Source organism: Streptomyces siamensis (genome assembly GCF_039543605.1).
Lineage (GTDB): Bacteria > Actinomycetota > Actinomycetes > Streptomycetales > Streptomycetaceae > Streptomyces > Streptomyces siamensis.
Map to the genome: position 1 here is coordinate 50,385 of NZ_BAABKB010000016.1, position 16,867 is coordinate 67,251.

Genomic DNA, 16,867 nt, shown 5'->3' on the forward strand with positions numbered 1-16,867 from the left:
CTTTGGAGGCTTGACCGTGAAGAACCCGTTGGTGCGATTGCTGTCCCTGCGACGGGCCGTCATCGTGATCGTGGCGCTGCCACTGGTGGTCTCGTTGGCCGTGATGGCGTACGCGTGGCCCGCGTCGCGCATCGCGCCGCGTGATCTGCCGGTGGGGATCGTGGGTACGAGCGAGGCCAGTCAGAAGGTGGTCGAAGGCCTGGCCCGCAGCAAGCCGGGCGGATTCGACTTCCATCTTTACGCCGACGAGGCGTCGGCGCGCTCCGCGATCAAGAGCCGGGAGGTCTACGGCGCCTTCGTCATCACTCCGGGCAGTCTCACCGTGCTGGAGGCCTCCGCCGCGAGCACCTCCGTGGCCCAGCTGATCCACACGTCCGGCCAGCAACTCGCCGCGCAGGCCGCCAAGTCGGCCGCCAAGGAAGCCCGGGATGCCGACGAGACGTCCGTCAGGTCCAAAGCCGGAAGGGCCAAAGTCGGAAGGTCCAATGCCGGACGGGCCGTTGCCGAATCGTCGGCCAAGGTCGTCGTGACGGAGGTGGATGTCGTCCCCACTTCTGCCGATGATCCCCGGGGAGTGGTGTTCAACTCGGCGGTTCTCCCGCTCACCATATGCAGCATTCTCATCGCGTCGTTCCTCACGATGTCCGGCATCCGGATGCCCAGGTGGCGTCGCGTCGCCGAACTGGTCGCCGCGTGCACCGCGGCCGGCTTCACCGCCTACTTGGTCGCCCAGGGCATGCTCGGGGCGCTGCCGCACGAGCAGGTGGGCACCTGGGCGGCCGTCTCTCTCACCATGCTCGCCATCAGCGCGACCAGCGCCGGCCTGATCACGCTCGTCGGTCCCGCGGGGCTCGGGATCACCGCGTTGCTCATGGTCTTCGTCGGGAACCCCTTCTCCGGTGTCACGTCCGCACCGGAAATGCTGCCCAAGGCGGTGAACACCATCGGCCAGTGGCTGCCCCCGGGTGCCGGCGCGAATCTTCTGCGCAGCACGGCCTACTTCGACGGCAACGGCTCCGAAGGTCACATCACCGTGCTCGCCCTGTGGTGCGTCCTCGGCCTGACGGCCGTGGCCCTCGGCCGTCGGACCCGCCCCGCCCCGGACGCATCGCCGGTGCAACACCCGGACAGGGCCGACGGCGCGGTGTCTGAAGCCCCGGTCGCGAGCGAAACTGCGACGCCTGACTCGCAGCCGACCCCCGAAGGGCCCTCCGAGTCGCCCTCACTGATGCTGGAAGCGAGCCCCGCACGCTCGCACGCCCGGCACGCGGCAGACCACTGAGACGGGCCGCGGCGGGAGCCGGCTGACGCCGTGCCGCGCCGACGGCGAAGGAGCGTCGGCACTGCCTGCGAAAGCGGCCCCGACCGGTGGCACGACGCGGCAGCGGGCTTCTGGTGCACCACGACACCCTTGGGTCGTGGTGCACCAGAAGCCCGTTTTCGATTGCCGCCGTCACGGGCGGGGACGGTCCTGTCATGACAGCGGAAGGCAGGCTGAAGAGCCGCCCCGGACCGCTCGATCCGACGGGGCAGCCGCCCGCCGGAACCGATGGCCGGTCAGCGGGGATCGTCCGGTGTCAGGATGTGGTCGCGTCGGGCCACAGCGCCCGCAAGGCGTCGGGCACTCCCTCCACGTCCTTGGACCCGCCGATGGCCAACTGGAGAAGGTAGCCGGGCAGGGCGCACATGAGAGTGGCCGCGATCGCTTCGGCAGTCGCCTCGCGCGGGAAGGCTCCGCTGTCCTGGTGCTCCCGGACGACCTCGGCGAGATCGGAACGCATCCGGGCCAGCAGGTCGTTGAACTGCCTGGCCAGTGCGGGGTTCCGCAGGGACTCGGACCAGGCCAGGACGGCCAGTCCGGCGACGTTCTGCTCGACCGTCTTGGTCTTCACCATCTCGAAGACATCGGCCATCATCGCGCCGACGGAACTGCTGGACCGGTCCGTGGCGACACTATGGACCATCGTCACGACCTCCCGCATGTTCTCCTCGGCGATCGCCGTGATCATCTCTTCCTTGCTGGCGAAGTGCCGGTACACCGCGCCTGCCGAGAGACCGGACTCCGCGAACAGGTCCTGCATGGACGTCGAGTGGAATCCGTCCCGCAGGAAGCAACGGCGAGCCGCGTCCAGGATCTGCGCGCGGCGGGCCTCCATGTACTGCGGGGTGACCTTTGGCATGGATCCATCCTAAGCGATAAAAAACGAATGGTCGTGTTAGCTTAGCGTGTCGGCGGTCGGACGGGCGACGGTCGAAGCACCCCGACGGGAGGGGGTGTGTGCGGGTTTGAGCTTCGCGAATACGCCAACGCGATCTGTATGGCCCATTCGACACGAGAAACCGAACGCAAATACGTGGCGCCGGCGGCCGACGACCTCGGATGGCTGTCCGACCTGACCCGTGTGGCCGGGGTCGCGTCGCTCGCGGGGCGCGGCGTGCAGGAGCTGGACGCCGTCTACTACGACACCGACGATCTGCGGATCGTCCGCTCCCGCGCCTCCTTGCGGCGCCGGACGGGCGGCACGGATGCCGGGTGGCACCTGAAACTTCCCCTCTCGGGCGACAGCCGTGAGGAGATCCGGGCCCCACTGTCGTCGGTGGATGTCCCCGACGAACTGCGGCAGCTCACGCTCTCCCGCACCCGTGGCGCAGCCCTGCGGCCGGTGGTCCGCATCCGCTCCACCCGCTCCCTGAACCACCTCCTCGACGCCGACGGCGACGTCCTGGCGGAGCTGAGCATGGACACGGTCAATGCCGACTCGCTGCTCGACGACGACAGGCATGCGACGTGGAACGAGATGGAGATCGAACTCGCCGAGGGCGGCGACCCTGCACTTCTGGACGACATCGAGAAGGTGCTGCGCGAGAACGGTGTCGACCGTGCCCCGAGCCCGTCCAAGGTGCTCCGGGCGATCGAGGAGACCACGCCCCTCCTGCGACGCAAGACGGACCCACGAGCCGGGATCACTCCGGGATCCGCCGGCGACCACGTACTCACCTACGTGGACGGGCTGGTCCGCGCCCTCACGGATCTGGACCCCGCGGTCCGCCGCGCAGCACCCGACGCGGTGCACCGGATGCGCACCACGGCCCGCCGGCTGCGCGGATGCCTGCGTACCTACCGGTCCGTTCTCGACCGCGAGATCACCGACCCGATCCGGAAGGATCTGCGATGGCTCGCGCGCGAGCTCGGTGCGGAACGCGATCAGGAGGTACTCCGGGAGCGGCTGACCTCCGGGATCCAGGAGCTGCCGGTGGAACTGGTCCTCGGCCCCGTCGGCGCACGCCTGCAGGCCTGGGACGCCGGACGTCGGGCCGACGGCCGTCGACGCACCCTCGACGCGCTCGCTTCCGCCCGCTACCTGAAGTTGCTGGAGCGGCTGAAGCGCCTGGCCGACGCCCCGCCGCTGCATGCCAAGGCGGCAGGCAAGCCCAAGAAGGTCATGGTCAAGGCGCTGCTGAAGGAGTACGACCGGCTCACCCGGCGCATGGACCGAGCGCTCGACATGCCCGCCGGAGCGGAGCGTGACGCCTCGATCCATCACGCCCGCAAGGCTGCCAAGAGGCTCCGCTACGCCGCGGAGGCGGCGCAGCCGGCCCTGGGGAAGCCTGTGCGGCGCCTCGGCAAGCGCGCCAAGGTCGTACAGCAGGTGAGCGGCGCTCATCACGACGGCGTCGTGGCCTGCGGCACCCTGAGGGCTCTGGCCATCTCTGCGCACGCGGCGGGCGAGGCCGGCTTCACCTGGGGCCTGCTGTACGGCCAGGAGAGGTCCGCGGCCGGCGCCCGGGAGCGTGAGCTTCCCGAGGTGTGGGCTCGTGTTCCTGCGGCGGCCCGGCACAAGAGCCTTCGTCGCTGAATCGCGGAAGCATCGCGCGCGGCTGGGTCGCAAGAACATCCGTGGGGTCAGGGGCTGTTGGGCTCGCCCGCTGCCCGCTGCCCGCTGCCCGCTGCCTGCTGCCCGCTGGTCGCCGGCGGCGGGGTGCCCGGTCGTTGACTGCGCTTCCATGATGCGGACCGGCTGCCAAGGCGCCCGCGTGCTCCGGTCGGGGTCTGTAGTTGCTCGGACAGGCAAATTCTCGGGGGCGTGGCGCGGACCGTCCGTATGGAGGGACCCTTGCTGGTGGGGTGGGTGCGGGAGCAGGCGGCACCCGCACCCACCTCTGTGTCAGGCGAGCGTCGGGTAGTCGGTGTAGCCGCGGTGGTCGCCGCCGAAGGAGGTGGCGTGGTCGGGGGTGTTGAAGGGGCCGCCGGCGGCGAGGCGGGCGGGCAGGTCGGGGTTGGCCAAGAACAGAGCGCCGTAGGCGATCAGGTCGGCGGTGCCGTCCTCGATGAGGTTCAAGGCGTCGGCGCCCGTGGGCTCCGTGCCGGTGAAGGGGTTGAGCACGAAGGTGCCCGGCCATGCTTTGCGCAGCCGTGCGAGCAGGTCGCGTGTGCCGGCGATCTCCAACTGGTGGAGGTAGGCGAGACCGAGGGGAGCGAGGGCGTCGACGAGGGCGGTGTAGGTGGCGTCGAGGTCCGTACGGTCGCTCTCGTCGATGTCGTTGTGCGGGTTGCCGGGGGAGATGCGGAAGCCGACACGGTCTGCGCCGATGGCCCCGGCGACCGCCTTCGCGGTCTCGACGGCGAACCGGATCCGTCGTTCGGGGCTGCCGCCCCAGGCGTCGGTGCGCCGGTTCGTGTTCGGGGCGAGGAACTGGTGGATCAGGTAGCCGTTGGCGCCGTGCAGTTCCACGCCGTCGAAGCCCGCCTCGATCGCGTTCCGTGCCGCGGAGGCGAAGTCGGCGACGGTCTCTTCGGTCTCCGCATCGGTCAGCTCGCGCGGAGTGACGAAGTCCTGCGGTCCCTCGTGCGTGTAGACCTGCCCCTTCGCGGTGACCGCGGAGGGGCCGACGGGGGTGAGACCCATCAGGCTCGGGTGGCCGACCCTGCCGGTGTGCATGAGCTGGAGGAAGATCACGCCGCCCTCGGCGTGCACCGCGTCGGTGACCTTGCGCCAGGCCGCGATCTGCTCGGCGGAGTGGATGCCGGGGGTGTTCGGGTAGCCCTGACCGACCACCGACGGCTGCGTGCCCTCGGTGACGATCAGGCCGGCGCTCGCGCGCTGTGCGTAGTAGGTCGCCATCAGGTCGGTCGGGCTCTGCGCGGGGCCGTAGGCGCGGCTGCGCGTCATCGGTGCCATCACGATGCGGTTCGGCAGGCGGGTGCGCCCGAGATCGTAGGGAGCGAAGGCTGTGGTCATGAAGGATTCCCGTTCGGATCGGTGGGTCGGCATCGCCACGATGCCAATGCCTGTCCGAACAAGTAATTACCTCCCTCCATTCCGAAAGTCGTGTGACCTGCGTCACCAGCTGCGTCGGATCGGCCGGTAGGTGCCGCCCGAGGCGCGGAGGCCTGGCGCGCTAGGCTGTACTTGCTCGATCAAGATTCTCGTGAAGGGCGGGAGTGACGTGCCGAAAGACGCGGACACCGAGCCGACCGGGTCGTCATCCGCTGACGTGGTGCGTCCTCAGCTGCCGCCGTCGGTGCAAGCGGGAGCCATGACGCACGCGATCTTCCGTGTGGCCCGTCTGCATCGCATGCTCGCCGGGCAACTCCTGCGCCGCGTCGGTCTGCACACCGGGCAGGAGCTCGTCATGATGCAGCTGTGGGACCTCGGCCCCCAGCGTCAGACCGATCTCGTGCGCCTGCTCGGCTCCGACGCCGCCACCATGACCCGCACGGTCAAGCGGTTGGAGCACGCCGGCTTCGTCCGCCGTCGGCCCTGCGAGACGGACAAGCGCGCCACCATCATCGAACCCACCGCGGCCAGCCTCGCGCTGCGCAAGGAGGTCGAACAGGTCTGGGCGGAGCTCGAACACAGCGTCGTCGGCGACCTGGGCGCGGACGAACAGGACGCCATGCTCGGTGTGTTGGCCCGCATCGAGGACAGCCTCAGCCGGGCCGCCGCACAGCACAGCCCGCTCGCCTAGGTCCTGTCCGGCTGGGGAGTCGAAGCAGCACCGCATTTGAGCTCGGCCGGTGCCCGCCGGTACGTGCGAGGGGTATGACGGGGACCACACGTACGCCTCGGAACTCGGCTCGCGGCCGGTCCGACTCCTGAAGCGGTACGGCTCGAACGGACCGACGCCGTACGACGTGATCTGGAGAACCCGGTGATGAACGAGTCCCGACCTTCCCGGGCGGGGATGAGCGCGCTGCTGCGCAGGGGGGTGCCGCCTCCGGCGCTCTGCGGCTTGATCCTGCTGCTGGCCCTGATGTTCGCGCTGTCGTACGCCGTCGGGGCCTCCGCCGGCCCCGTCGCACCCGGTATGCACGGCGTCGGCACACGCGCTCCCGGTGACGGCGGGGGCACGGACGACGGCGACATGGGCGACCAGCACGGTGGTGGCCATTGATGAGCGCCGGAACGGTGACGGCCCAGGTGAAGCAACAGCCCACGGACGAAAGGCAGTCCGGGAAATCCCGGCAGGAGCGTGACCGTCTCCTGGCCATCGCGTTGCTGTCGATGCCCGTTCTCGTGCTGTCGATGGTGCCCGCGCTCCAGTTCCGCAACTGGCAGTGGCTCTGCTTCGTGCTCGCCGCACCGGTCGCCGTGTGGGGCGCGTGGCCGTTCCACACGCGGGCGGTCCGGGGACTGCGGCACTCCGCGGCCACCATGGACACCCTGGTGTCCCTCGGCGTCATGGCGTCCTTCCTCTGGTCGTCGTACGCGCTGTTCCTCGGCGGTGCCGGTGGCGCGGGCATGCGGACGCACTTCAGCCTCGTACCCTCGTCCTCGGACGGCGTGGCGCACATCTACCTCGAAGTGGTCGTCGGCGTACCGCTGTTCGCGCACGCCGGACGGTTCCTGGAGGCGAGGGCCCAGCGGTCGGCCGACGCGGTCGCCGGTGTCCTCGTCCCCGTGATGCTGGCGTCGGCCGTCACCGCGCTCGGGTTCTGGCTCGGTGCCGGGGCCGACCCTCAGGCCGCCGTCACGGCGTGCGTGGCCGTGCTGGTCGTGGCCTGCCCGTGCGCGCTGGGACTGGCGACGCCGACCGCGCTGATGGCCGCGACCGGGCGCGGAGCCCGGTTCGGCGTCCTGGTCAGCGGGCCGAAGGCGCTGGAGGGGCTGCGGCATGTCGACGTCGCCGTACTCGACAAGACCGGGACCCTCACCTCCGGGCACATGAGCGTCGCCCGGCTCACGGCCGTGCCGGGCGGGCTCGAGAAGGACGCGGTGCTGCGGCTGGCCGGTGCGGTCGAGCAGGGCTCGGAGCATCCGCTGGGGCGGGCGATCGCCGCGCATGCCCGACGGGCGCCGGAGGTACTGCCGGACGTCGTCGAGTTCAGCGCCCTGCCTGGGCGCGGGGTCCTCGGCCGGGTCGAAGGGCGCCGGGTCGAAGTACTCGGCCCCGACGGTGAGTTGCCCACCGTCCTGGCGGAGGCGCTGCGGGTCGCGGAGGCCGCCGCGCACTCCTCGGCCGTGGTGCGCGTGGACGGTGTCCCGGAAGCGCTGTTCGAGATCGGGGACGCCGTGCGGCCGGGAAGCCACCGTGCCGTGGACCGGCTGCGGCGCCTCGGCGTCCGGCCCGTGCTCGCCACCGGCGACCGTGCGGCGCCTGCCCGGGCCGTCGCGGCGGACCTGGGGATCGACGAGGTGCACGCCCGCTGTACGCCCGAGGACAAGGCGGGCCTGGTAAGGGAGTTGCGGGCGCAGGGGTGCCGGGTCGTTTTCGTCGGGGACGGTGTCGACGACGCCGCGGCACTGGCCGCCGCCGACCTCGGCATCGCCATGGGCAGCGGCACCGACGTGGCCATCGGCGCCGCCGACGTGACCCTCGTCCACGGGGACATCGAGGCCCTGGCGGATGCCGTACGGCTGGCCCGGCGCACCCAGCGCACGATCCGCGCCAATCTCGTATGGGCGTTCGGCGGCAACGTCGTCACCGTGCCGGCCGCCATGGTCGGTCTGCTCAGCCCCGTGCTCGCCGCCGTCGCGATGGCGGCCGGCTCCCTGCTGGTGGTCGCCAACAGCCTGCGGCTGCATGGTCGGCAGCCTCTGCCCGCCGCCCGGAGGCACCGATGACTCAGCCGTCCGCGTGGCGGCCGACTCGTCGTCGGCTCACCGACACCCTGCTCGCCGCCCTAGCGCCCGTCGTCGTGTGCGGCATCGCCCTCGCCGGCCTGACCACCTGGGCCGGCGCGGGGAACGCGGGCAGCCCGGCCAGAATCGCCGTTGCGAAGGGGCGGGTCTTCCTGCCGTACGGGGACAGCACGGAGACCGCCGCGTTCTTCGACGTCGCCAACACCGGTGGCACGGGCGACCGGCTGGTCGAGGTGACGTCCTCCGCCGCGAGCGGGCAGATCACTCTCAGCCGCCACCGCATGACCGGCGGCGGGTCCGCCACCAGGGCCGAGGTGACCTCGGCCGCCGTCCCCGCGGGCCGTGGGCTGTCCATGTCACCGAGCGGTCTGGCCGTCACGCTTGCCGCCGAGGGGGACTGGACAGAGGGCGACCTCGTGCCGTTCACGCTGCACTTCGAGCGTGGAGGGGCGGTCAGGACCAGCGCGGTGGTGGTCCGTCCGACGTCGTGACCGGCTGCCTTTCACATCATGACCGTACGGCAGCCGACTGCTTCCTGGAGTGCCGGTGGTGTCACATACGTCGCCCCGCACGGGTGGTGGCCGCGGGTGGCGCGAGGACTCGCGGTGCCCGCGGCCCAAGCCCCCTTCTCCGACAGGAGTCGGGCCGAACTGCCGCCCGGTTCCGGGCCGTCGGTGTGGACTGGATCACGTCTCGGGTGTTGAGTACGACACCGGGGCTCATTCCGTACCCCCGCATGACGACCGACGCCCGGATGCGAGGATGTGGCGCCATGACCGCAGGGTGGTGTTCTCGCACGGTACGGGCCGCGATGTTCGCGGCCGTCTGTGTGCTGCTCGCCGCCCTTGGCCACGTGATGATGTCCGGCAGCGACGTCCCAGGGTGGGCGCTGGCCGCCGGGGCGCTCGTGATCGGCGGCGCGGGCTGGTGCCTGACGGGCCGTGAGCGTGGGATGCCGTCGATCGTGGCCGCCGTGGTGGCCGCGCAGACAGGACTGCACTCGGCCTTCTCGTTCGCCCAGTCGACGACGGGCGGAGCGGGTTCCACGCGGCGTGACATGGGCGCAATGGACATGGGCTCCATGCACATGGGGTCGATGCACATGCATCCCATGGACAGTATGGACATGGGGCACATGGAGTCCTCCATGACCGGCTCGGCGTCGTTCGGCATGCCGGCCGCCCACCTGCTGGCCGCGTTGCTGTGCGGCCTGTGGCTGGCGTACGGCGAGCGCGCCGCGTTCCGCATCCTGCGCGCCGTGGCCGGATGGCTGGCGGCGCCACTGCGGTTGCTGCTCGCCCTGCCCCTCACCCCGGAGCGTCCGCGCGTCCGGGCGCGCCGCCGCACCTCGGACCGGGCACGGCGCCTCCTCCTCGTCCACGCCATCACTTCTCGGGGTCCGCCAGTGGGGACCGCTGTCGCCTGACGACAGCCGGTGTCCCGAGGCCGCTCAACAAGCGCCTCGGGCCTCGGCCGTACGCCCACGCAGGTGCCGTACGGCCGTTTCCCCCTTTCCCCGGACCGGCCGCGCTGCCGCGTGCCCCGGTCCGGATCACGGATGACCGAGAAGGACACCAGGTGATTGCTTCCGCCCTGCCCGCGTGCGAGAAACACGACGCGGCGATGTCGCTGGACGAGTCGACGACCGCGTGGGCGCTCGCCGCGCGCAACGGTGACCGGGCCGCCGTCGACCGCTTCGTGCGCGCCCTGCACCGTGACGTCCGGCGCTATGTGGCCCACCTCTGCGGCGACCCTCAGGCGGTCGACGACCTCGCGCAGGACACGTTCCTGCGCGCGCTCGGCAGCCTGCACCGCTTCGAGGGCCGTTCCTCGGCCCGTGCCTGGCTGCTGTCCATCGCCCGCCGCGCGGTGATCGACAGCTACCGGTACGCCGCCGCGCGCCCCCGCCTGTCCGACGTACCGGACTGGCAACTGGCCGTCGAGAACGCGCAGCCGCAGGACCTGCCCGGCTTCGACGACGGCATCGCCCTGCTCGACCTGCTGGCGGCGCTGCCGCAGGAGCGCCGGGAGGCGTTCGTCCTCACCCAACTGGTCGGCCTGCCCTACGCGGAGGCGGCACGGGTCAGCGACTGCCCCGTGGGCACGGTCCGCTCCCGCGTGGCCCGGGCCCGGGCGTCGCTGGTGGATCTGTTGGACGAGGCCGAGGAATCCGTTCCGCTGGCCGCCTAGGCAGGCCGGAGGGTGTCGGTGCCGTAGGCACGGCATCGGCGCCGACACCCCTCCCGGTACTGCGGATCTCGGCGCGGCGCGACGGGCGGGCGCCGGGAACCGTGCATCCGCGTCGTACGCGCGATATGGCCGACTCGCCGGGAACCCAGGGCGTGTTCGCTCCGACTTCTGGACCGGGCGACAAGGGCTTCGCCCGCGTACCGAGTGGAAGCTGGAGACTTTCGATGCGTTCTCGCGTGTGGGGCGTGGCGGCGGCCGTCGTTCTCGGCGGCCTGTTGATGGCGGGCTGCGGCGACGGAGAGCAGGACACGGCCGGCGAGCGCGCCGCCGGAAAGGCCGTGTCCGGTGGCTACCCGGTCTCCGTCACGGACTGCACGGGGGCCAGGACCACGTTCTCCGCCGCCCCCAGGAGGATCGTCACCAGCAACGCCTCCAGCCTGGAACTCCTGCTCCGCCTGGGTGTCGGCGACAAGGTGATCGGCACCGGATTCCCGCCCGGAAAAGGCACGTTGCCCGCAGCCCTCGACGCCGAGGCACGGAAGGTGAAGGTCCTCAGCCGGAGCGTCGTCCCGAAGGAGAAGCTGCTCGGCTCCGGTGCCGACCTGTACATCGACACGTTCGCCTCGATGAACATGGGCGGCGGGACGGGCGACGCACCAACGGCGGAGGAGTTCAAGGCCGCCGGGATCGACCACGTCTACCTGAAGTCCACCGCCTGTGCGGCGCAGGGCAAGGGTCCTGTGACCGACCTGTCCGGCGTCGAGGCAGACATCGTCTCCCTCGGCCGGGTCACCGGCACCGGCGCCACGGCGAGGGAACTCGTCGCCGGAATGAGGGCGAAGGTGGACGCCGTCCGGAAGGCCGTCGGAGGCACGGCCGAGAGCGAGCGTCCGACGTACTTCTTCTTCGACTACGACGCCGGCACGAAGCAGCCCACCGTCGTCTGCAACCGCCAGGTCGCCCATGCCGTGATCACCTCGGCCGGGGCCCGCAACGTCTTCGCGGACTGCGACGGCGACTACAAGCAGGTCGGCTGGGAGGACGTGATCGCCAAGAACCCGGACTGGATCCAGCTCGGGATTCGTCACCGGGGCGGCGCAGCGGCGAACGAGAAGGCGTTCGACGAGGCGGAGCAGTGGCTGAGGTCCAACCCGGCCACCAAGGGTCTGAAAGCGGTCGAGGAGGGCCACTTCCTGCGCATCGGATCCGAGCAAACCACCATCGCGGGCGTGGAGAACGCCGACACCGTCGTGGAGATCGCCAAAACCCTCTACCCGGGCAAGGTCGGCTGACCATGACCTCCTTGCCGATGCGGCGCCGCGAGACGGCCGATGGGGTCCGAACGGTGCCGTCCGGAGCGTTCGCCCTGGCACTGGGCGTCGCGCTCCTCGCCGCCCTGACGGCAGCGGTGGCCCGGGGCTCGACGTCCGTCCCGCCGGGCGAGGTGTGGAGCGTCGTGTGGCGGCGCCTGTCCGGCGAGGCCCCACGGCCGGGCACCGACGACCTGATCGTCTGGCAACTCCGGCTGCCGCGCGCCCTGCTGGCGGCGCTCGTCGGTGCCGGTCTCGGTCTTGTCGGTACGGCGGTACAGGCGCTGGTGCGCAATCCGCTGGCCGACCCGTACCTGCTGGGTATCTCCAACGGCGCCTCGCTGGGCGCGGTCGCGATGATCGTGCTCGGCCTCGGAGCCGGCGGAACGCTGGGACTCGGGCTGTCCGGAGCGGCGTTCGCCGGAGCCCTGGCCACCTTCGCGCTGGTGTGGGCGGTGGCCCGGCGCGGCGGGGGATTCGCACCGCTCAGACTCGTCCTGGCGGGCGTGGCGATCGGACAGTTCCTGTCCGGCTTCACCAGCTACCTCGTCCTGCGGGCCGGGGACGAGCAACAGACGCACAGCGTGCTGTTCTGGCTCATGGGCAGCCTCGGTGGGGCCAACTGGGAGCTCCTCGCCGTGCCGGCGATCACCGTACCGGTCGCCTGGCTGTGTCTCCAGGCGCGCGCCCGCGGCCTGAACGCCCTGCTGATGGGCGACGAGACAGCGGCCGGTCTCGGCATCGACGTCACACGGCTGCGCCGCGAACTGTTCACGGTGACAAGCGTGCTGACCGGCGTGCTGGTCGCAGTGTCCGGCGCGATCGCCTTCGTCGCGCTGATGGTGCCGCACGTCTGCCGCCTCGTCGTGGGCGGCGACCACAGGCGCCTGCTGCCCGTCTCCGCCCTCTTCGGCGCGCTGCTGCTGGTCGTCGTGGACCTCGTCTGCCGAGCGGCCATGGACACGCAGGAACTGCCGGTCGGCGTGGTCACCTCGCTCATCGGGGCCCCGGCCCTGCTGTACCTGCTCGACCGGCGCCTGGGGAGCGGCAGTTGAGGATCGAGATCGAGGACCTGCACATCGCGTACGCCGGCCGCACGGTCGTCGCGGGCGCCCGTCTCGTGGCGGCCGAGGGGGAGATCACCGGGCTGGTCGGACCGAACGGGAGCGGCAAGTCCACACTCCTGCGCACCGTCTACCGGCATCTGAGGCCCATCGCCGGACGGGTGCTGCTCGACGGCACCGACATCCGGGCGATGGCCCCCGCACGGTCGGCGCGGCACGTCGCGGCGCTCCCACAGGAGCGGGGCGACGACTTCGAGCTGACCGTACGGGAGGTCGTCGCCATGGGCCGTACCCCGTACAAGCGGGCTTTCTCCGGCGAGGACGCCACCGACCGGGACATCGTCTCCCGTGCCCTCGCCGACGTCGGCATGGGCGACCACGCCGGACGACGCTTCACCGCCCTGTCCGGAGGCGAGCGCCAACGGGTCCTGCTGGCAAGGGCGTTCGCTCAGAACCCGGACGTCCTGGTCCTGGACGAGCCGACCAACCACCTGGACGTCCGCCACCAGGTGGAGCTGCTGTCCCTGCTCAGGGAGCAGCGGCGTACGACGCTGGTGTCACTGCACGACCTGAACGCCGCCGCATCGGTCTGCGACCGTCTGCATGTCCTGCACGACGGGACCGTGGTCGCCTCCGGGTCGCCGCGCGAGGTGCTCACCCCCGCCCTGATGGCCGAGGTCTTCGGGGTGCGTGCGGCTGTCGTCGACCATCCCCTCACCGGCGATCCGCTGATCGCCTTCGACCACCGGACAGCGGTCGGCCCAGGGCCGGCCGACGCGGTGGAGAAGACCCGCACCGGTGCGTGACACATGGCCGGGCCGGGCGACGGGGCGAAGCCGGCCAGCCCGCACACCTATGAACTCGTCGGGTCGCGGAATCGCCGACGGCCGGGAACTCACCCCGGTTTCGCACCGACTTGTGGGACGAGGCTGCTGTCCGGCAGCCCGGCCCGAGACGGGGAGGGGCGCAACGGTGACACACCACAGTCCCGGCAAGGAGCAGTCCGGCGGCATACCCGTCGGATCCGACGAGGGGGACCGCTGGCTGCTGGTCGCCGTGTCGGGCGCGCTGGCGTTCGTGGCGATGCTCGACATGAACATCGTCAACGTGGCCCTCGCGGACATCGCCGACGGTCTCCACGTGTCCGCCGCCACCGCCCAGTGGGCCGTGCTGGCCTACCAACTCCCCGTAGTCGCCCTGCTGTTGCCCGTCGGCCGGTGGCTGGACGGCGTCGGTACGCGCCCGGCCGTACTCACCGCGACCGCCGGCTTCGCCCTGTGCAGCGCCCTGAGCGCCGTGGCACCGTGGGCGGCCTGGCTCGTCGCCGCCCGCTTCGCGCAAGGAGCCTTCGGCGCGGTGCTGTTCGTGCTCATGCCGGTCCTCGCGCTCCACTCCGTACGCCCCGAGCTGCGGGGGCGGGCGATGAGCGTGCCCGCTACCCTGGGGCCGCTGGGTGCGGTGACCGGACCGGCGGTGGGCGGTCTGCTGCTGGACCATCTGGGCTGGCGTTGGGTCTTCCTGGTCAAGATCCCCTTCTGTGTGCCGGCCCTGATCGTCGCCCGGAGAGCGATGCCGAAGGACGGGCGACTGCGTGCGCCCGACCGTCGGTCGGTGGCTGACGCACTGCTGGTGACCACCGGAGTCGCGGTCCTGCTGCTGGCGTTGACCTTGGCGTCGGACGCCACGCCGTGGCTGCTCCTCGCGCTCACGGCCGTGCCGCCCCTGTGGTGGTGGCTGCGGGGTCCCGGCGGCCGCCCGGTGACCGGTGTGCTCCGGTCGACGGGCCTGCTGTGGACGCACGGCGCGGTGCTGACCTCCGCGATCGGTTTCGCCGCCATGCACTACGTCGTCGCCCTGCACCTTCGGCGCGACGACGGGGTGAGCGCCACCACGACCGGCCTGACCGTCCTCGCCTTCCCCCTCGCCATGGGCCTGGCAGGCCCGCTGGGCGGACGACTCGCCGACCGGTACGGCGCCCGTCCGGTCGCGGTCGCCGGCGCCGTGCTCACCGCCGCGGCACTCCTTGTGGTGATCCCCCTTCACGGCGGCTGGACCCCGGTCGACGTGGCTTGGCGGCTCGCGCTCGGCGGGATCGGCATGGGGCTGAACGGCGGCCCCACCCAGGCCCTCGTGATGAGTGCCGCTCCACCGGACCGGACGGCGACCGTCGGATCCACCGTCCAGCTCGCCCGCAGCCTCGGCTTCACCCTCGGCCCGGCCCTGGCCACCGCAGCCTGGGCCCTGACCGGCGCGGCACGGGCGGGACTCGCCCTGGCCGCCACCGCCGCCTGTCTCGCCGTCCCTCTGCTCGCCCGGTCCGGCGGACGTCCCGTGCCGCGTCCCGAGCAGACCGTCACCGCCCACCACTGATCCAGGAGCCACCCGAATGTGCGGAATCACCGGCTGGGCGTCCTTCCACCACGACGCCCGCACCCAGGCACCGGCCATCGAAGCCATGACCGCCGCCCTCACCCCGCGCGGCCCCGACGCCGGCGGTGTCTGGCTCGGCGAACGCGCCGCGATCGGTCATCGCCGGCTGGCCGTCATCGACCTCCCCGGCGGTGTCCAGCCGATGACCGACCGACCGGGCGAACCGAACCTCGTCCTCAGCTACAGCGGCGAGGTCTACAACCACCACGAACTCCGGGCCCAACTGGCGAACCTGGGACACCGCTTCCGTACCCGGAGCGACACCGAGGTGGTCCTGCGCGCCTGTGCCGAGTGGGGCGAGGACGTCGCCGAACACCTGGACGGCATGTTCGCCTTCGCCGTCTGGGACGAGCGCGCCCAAAAGCTGCTGCTGGTCCGCGACCGCCTCGGCGTCAAGCCTCTCCACTGGGCGCCTGTCGACGGCGGCCTCGCCTTCGCCTCGGAGCCCAAGGCGCTCTTCGCCCACCCGGAGATCCGGCCCCGCGTGGACGCCGACGGCCTGCGGGAGGCGTACAGCCTGCTGTTCAACACAGGGCCGACCGTGTGGTCGGGCGTCCGGGAGGTCGAACCCGGCGGTCTGCTCGTCCTCGACCGGGACGGCATCCGCGAACGCCGCTACTGGCAACTGGAGGCGGGTCGCCACACCGACGACCGCGACACGACCGCCGAGCGGATCCGTGACCTGGTCGGCACGGCTGCCCGCGCCCAGCTGGAAGCAGACGTCCCGCTGTGCAGCCTGCTCTCCGGCGGCATCGACTCCACCGTCCTGACCGCGCTGCTCGCCGACGAACTCCGCCTGCGCGAAGGCGCAAACGCCCGCATCCGCTCCTACGCCGTCGACTACAGCGACCAGGCCGCGCAGTTCACGGCAGACGCCCTGCGCACCGGGCACGACACGCCCTACGCCGCCGAGGCCGGTGCCTTCATCGGCACCGACCACAGCACCGTCGTACTCGACCCACGCGCCCTGCTCGACACCGAGCATCGCAGGGCGGTCGTCGTGGCCCGCGACTCACCGATCGGCGTCGGCGACATGGACACCTCGCTCTACCTGCTCTTCGGGCGGATACGGCGGCACTCGACCGTCGCCCTGTCGGGTGAGGCGGCGGACGAGATGTTCGGCGGCTATCCGTGGTTCCACAACCCCAAGGCGCTCGCCGCGCACACCTTCCCGTGGCTGCTGGTGACGGGCGACGAGGCCGCCATGCCACTCAACCCCGAACTCGACCTGCGCATCGCCGAGTTCCGGGACGACACCTACGCGAGCGCCCTGGCGGCCGTGCCGCACCTGGACGGCGAAAGCCCCACCGAACACCGTCAGCGCGAGATGCAGCACCTCTCCCTGACCCGCTGGCTGCGCCAACTCCTGCACCGCAAGGACCGCTTGAGCATGGCCCAGGGCCTCGAAGTCCGCGTCCCCTACTGCGACCACCGTCTCGCCGAGTACGCCTTCGACACTCCCTGGGCCCTCAAGAGCTTCGACGGCCGCGAGAAGAGCCTGCTGCGCGCGGCCGGCGCGGGTCTCGCACCGGACTCCGTCCTGTGGCGCCCCAAGAACCACTACCCGGCCACCCACCACCCCGACTACAACCGCGGCCTTCAGGACATGGCCCGCGAAGCCCTCTGTCTCGACCAGGTCCGCGCGATCGCCGACGAGACCCGCATCAAGCCCTGCCTCGACACCCCGCCCGACCGACTGGAGTGGGGCCGACGGCTGCGGCTGGAACGCGTCGTCGACCTCGCCCTGTGGCTGGACCACCACAAACCCGAACTCGCCCTCTGAGGAGCC

General features: G+C 71.5%; 15 protein-coding genes. 13 read left to right on the top strand and 2 right to left on the bottom strand.

Annotated elements, in window-relative coordinates; genetic code table 11:
- Positions 1-16: 16 nt before the first annotated feature.
- Positions 17-1,282, top strand: coding sequence for an ABC transporter permease (locus tag ABEB03_RS20795; protein WP_345651156.1), 1,266 nt, complete (start codon positions 17-19; stop codon positions 1,280-1,282).
- A 295-nt stretch (positions 1,283-1,577) separates the two neighbouring features.
- On the opposite strand, the gene ABEB03_RS20800 is transcribed toward ABEB03_RS20795, so the two are convergent.
- Positions 1,578-2,180: a TetR/AcrR family transcriptional regulator gene (locus ABEB03_RS20800; RefSeq protein ID WP_345651161.1), complete on the bottom strand. Its 603-nt coding sequence runs from the start codon at positions 2,178-2,180 to the stop codon at positions 1,578-1,580.
- 138 nt (positions 2,181-2,318) lie between these two features.
- Between ABEB03_RS20800 and ABEB03_RS20805 the strand changes: the two genes are divergently transcribed.
- Positions 2,319-3,857: a CYTH and CHAD domain-containing protein gene (locus ABEB03_RS20805; protein WP_345651164.1), complete on the top strand. Its 1,539-nt coding sequence runs from the start codon at positions 2,319-2,321 to the stop codon at positions 3,855-3,857.
- 309 nt (positions 3,858-4,166) lie between these two features.
- Here the strand turns inward: ABEB03_RS20805 and ABEB03_RS20810 are convergent, their stop codons facing one another.
- Positions 4,167-5,240: an alkene reductase gene (locus tag ABEB03_RS20810; protein WP_345651169.1), complete on the bottom strand. Its 1,074-nt coding sequence runs from the start codon at positions 5,238-5,240 to the stop codon at positions 4,167-4,169.
- Between the two features lie 298 nt (positions 5,241-5,538).
- On the opposite strand from ABEB03_RS20810, the gene ABEB03_RS20815 reads away from it, so the two are divergent.
- The 11 genes from ABEB03_RS20815 to asnB all read left to right on the top strand — a co-directional run bounded on the left by ABEB03_RS20815 (position 5,539) and on the right by asnB (position 16,861).
- Positions 5,539-5,970 carry a MarR family winged helix-turn-helix transcriptional regulator gene (locus ABEB03_RS20815; protein ID WP_345651172.1) on the top strand — a complete coding sequence of 144 codons (432 nt, stop codon included), beginning with the start codon at positions 5,539-5,541 and terminating at the stop codon, positions 5,968-5,970.
- A gap of 186 nt (positions 5,971-6,156) precedes the next feature.
- Complete coding sequence (locus tag ABEB03_RS20820) at positions 6,157-6,396, top strand: hypothetical protein (protein WP_345651175.1); 240 nt, start codon at positions 6,157-6,159, stop codon at positions 6,394-6,396.
- A complete protein-coding gene (locus ABEB03_RS20825; RefSeq protein ID WP_345651178.1) occupies positions 6,396-8,066 on the top strand; it encodes a heavy metal translocating P-type ATPase in 1,671 nt (556 codons plus the stop codon). The genes ABEB03_RS20820 and ABEB03_RS20825 overlap by 1 nt, the downstream gene beginning before the upstream one ends.
- The gene (locus tag ABEB03_RS20830) at positions 8,063-8,575 is read left to right on the top strand and encodes a copper chaperone PCu(A)C (RefSeq protein ID WP_345651181.1); all 513 of its coding nucleotides are present in this window, start codon (positions 8,063-8,065) and stop codon (positions 8,573-8,575) included. Before ABEB03_RS20825 ends, ABEB03_RS20830 begins: the two co-directional genes overlap by 4 nt.
- A 281-nt stretch (positions 8,576-8,856) precedes the next feature.
- On the top strand, positions 8,857-9,510 hold the full coding sequence (locus tag ABEB03_RS20835; RefSeq protein ID WP_345651183.1) for a hypothetical protein: 654 nt from the start codon (positions 8,857-8,859) through the stop codon (positions 9,508-9,510).
- A gap of 152 nt (positions 9,511-9,662) precedes the next feature.
- Positions 9,663-10,274 (top strand): sigma-70 family RNA polymerase sigma factor, encoded by a 612-nt coding sequence (locus tag ABEB03_RS20840; RefSeq protein WP_425589278.1) that lies wholly within the window; start codon positions 9,663-9,665, stop codon positions 10,272-10,274.
- A 224-nt stretch (positions 10,275-10,498) separates the two neighbouring features.
- Positions 10,499-11,566, top strand: a complete 1,068-nt coding sequence (locus ABEB03_RS20845) for an ABC transporter substrate-binding protein (RefSeq protein WP_345651186.1) — start codon at positions 10,499-10,501, stop codon at positions 11,564-11,566.
- Between the two features lie 17 nt (positions 11,567-11,583).
- Positions 11,584-12,639 (top strand): FecCD family ABC transporter permease, encoded by a 1,056-nt coding sequence (locus tag ABEB03_RS20850; RefSeq protein ID WP_425589287.1) that lies wholly within the window; start codon positions 11,584-11,586, stop codon positions 12,637-12,639.
- A complete protein-coding gene (locus ABEB03_RS20855) occupies positions 12,636-13,454 on the top strand; it encodes an ABC transporter ATP-binding protein (protein WP_345651192.1) in 819 nt (272 codons plus the stop codon). Before ABEB03_RS20850 ends, ABEB03_RS20855 begins: the two co-directional genes overlap by 4 nt.
- Positions 13,455-13,620: 166 nt before the next feature.
- Positions 13,621-15,018 (top strand): MFS transporter, encoded by a 1,398-nt coding sequence (locus tag ABEB03_RS20860; RefSeq protein ID WP_345651197.1) that lies wholly within the window; start codon positions 13,621-13,623, stop codon positions 15,016-15,018.
- A gap of 16 nt (positions 15,019-15,034) precedes the next feature.
- Complete coding sequence (gene asnB, locus ABEB03_RS20865) at positions 15,035-16,861, top strand: asparagine synthase (glutamine-hydrolyzing) (RefSeq protein WP_345651204.1); 1,827 nt, start codon at positions 15,035-15,037, stop codon at positions 16,859-16,861.
- Positions 16,862-16,867: the final 6 nt, after the last annotated feature.